This is a genomic window from Luteococcus sp. H91 (genome assembly GCF_038433135.1).
Lineage (GTDB): Bacteria > Actinomycetota > Actinomycetes > Propionibacteriales > Propionibacteriaceae > Luteococcus.
This window is the reverse complement of record NZ_JBCDMV010000054.1, coordinates 1-1557: the sequence shown is the minus strand read 5'-3', so window position 1 is coordinate 1557 and position 1557 is coordinate 1. Positions and strand designations below refer to the sequence as shown.

The 1557-nt window shown below is 63.5% G+C and carries 2 protein-coding genes; both read right to left on the bottom strand.

The window, feature by feature from the left end; genetic code table 11:
- Nucleotides 1-605: response regulator transcription factor (locus AAEX57_RS16160; protein ID WP_342093322.1), on the bottom strand; the 605-nt coding region annotated here is incomplete at its 3' end.
- Entirely contained in the window at nucleotides 602-1327 is a 726-nt protein-coding gene (locus AAEX57_RS16155; protein WP_342093321.1) for a sensor histidine kinase, read from the bottom strand. The genes AAEX57_RS16160 and AAEX57_RS16155, both read right to left, overlap by 4 nt.
- Between the last annotated feature and the right edge of the window lie 230 nt (nucleotides 1328-1557).

Below are 1557 nucleotides of genomic sequence, written 5' to 3'. Positions count from 1 at the left end.
AGCCCTAGTTTGGCGAAGATGTTGGCCACATGTTTGGACACCGCCGCGGGGGAGATGACGAGCTGTTGGGCGATGTCGTTGTTGGACATGCCGGTGGCCATGAGTTCGAGGACTTCGTGTTCTCGTTCGGTGAGCTGGGCCATTCCGGAGCGGCCCGTGGTCACCATGGCCTTGGCTGCTTCCGGATCGATGACCACTCCGCCGTCGGCGATGACGTGGAGGGAGTGGATGAACTCTTGGACTTCGCTGATTTTGTCTTTGAGGAGGTAGCCGGTTCCGCTGGTGCTGGCGGTGCCGAAGAGTTGTTGGGCATAGGTCGGCAGGATGTATTGGCTCAGGACGAGCAGTGAGAGTTCGGGGTGTCGTTGGCGCAGCTCCAGGGCTGCGACCAGTCCGTCGTTGCTCATGGTGGGGGGCATTCGCACGTCGGTGATCAGTAGCTGGGGGAGCTGTTGTTGGTGTGCGAGCTGGTCGATGGACTGGCGGAGGGCGTCGGCTCGTCCTTCTTGGCAGACCACGTGGAATCCGTGGCGTTGCAGCATGGCGGCGAGGCCTTCTCGGATCAGGGCTGAGTCGTCGGCGATGGCGACGGTGATGGGGTTCACGGGGTTCCTGTGGGGTCGATGCCGGGTTCACCGCGGTGGAGCAGAAGCGGGATGGTGGCGAGTAGGTGTGTGGGGCCGCCGTCCGGGCTGGTGACGGTGACGTCTCCGCCGAAGGCCTGCAGCCGCTCCCGCACTCCTGTCAGGCCGTGCCCCGGGGTGAGGGTGGCTCCTCCTGGACCGTCGTCGACGATGGACACGCGCAGAGAATCTGCCGCGGTCAGTAAGACGTTGACGCTGGCGTGGGGTGCGTGTTTGGCGGCGTTGGTGATTGCCTCGGTGGCGAAGAAGTAGGCGCTGGCGAGGACGGCTGCGGGGATGCGAGGCAGTGGGTGGGGGCAGGTGATGGTGACTGGGACGGGTGCGTTGGCGGCAACGGCTCGTAGGGCGTTCTCGAGGCCATCATGGGTGAGTGCATCCGGAGGGATTCCCTGCACGGTCTTGCGTAGGGATGTCAGAGCGTTCAGAACGTCCTGCTTGGCTTCGGCGATGAGCTCCGATGTTTGCCGATCGTGCTGAATGGCTTCGGACAGTTGGGCTTCGCCGATCTTCATGGCCGCTGCGACGAGGTACTGCTGGGAGCCGTCGTGGAGGTCTCGCTCGATGCGCCGTCTCTCAACTTCGTAGGCCTCGACAATCTGGCGGCGGGCAGTGGTCAGTTCGGCGATCCTTGCGGCGGCCTCCTGCTCCCTCGTCCTGCTGTCACGGGGGGCTGACCTGCGCATGCTTCCAATCTAGCCTGCGTGACGTGGGGTGCTGGTAGTGCCAGCCCTACCCTTGTCCGGGATGCTGCACCATCGTCTCCCCATGACAGGTCGACTTTGATGAAGGACATGAATTCGTTGTTGTCCACGCATGACATCACCAAAGCCTTCGGCTCGGTCCAAGCACTGTCTGGGGTCAGCCTGACGATCTCTGAGGGGGAGACGGTTGCCATCATGGGGCCGTCCGGGTC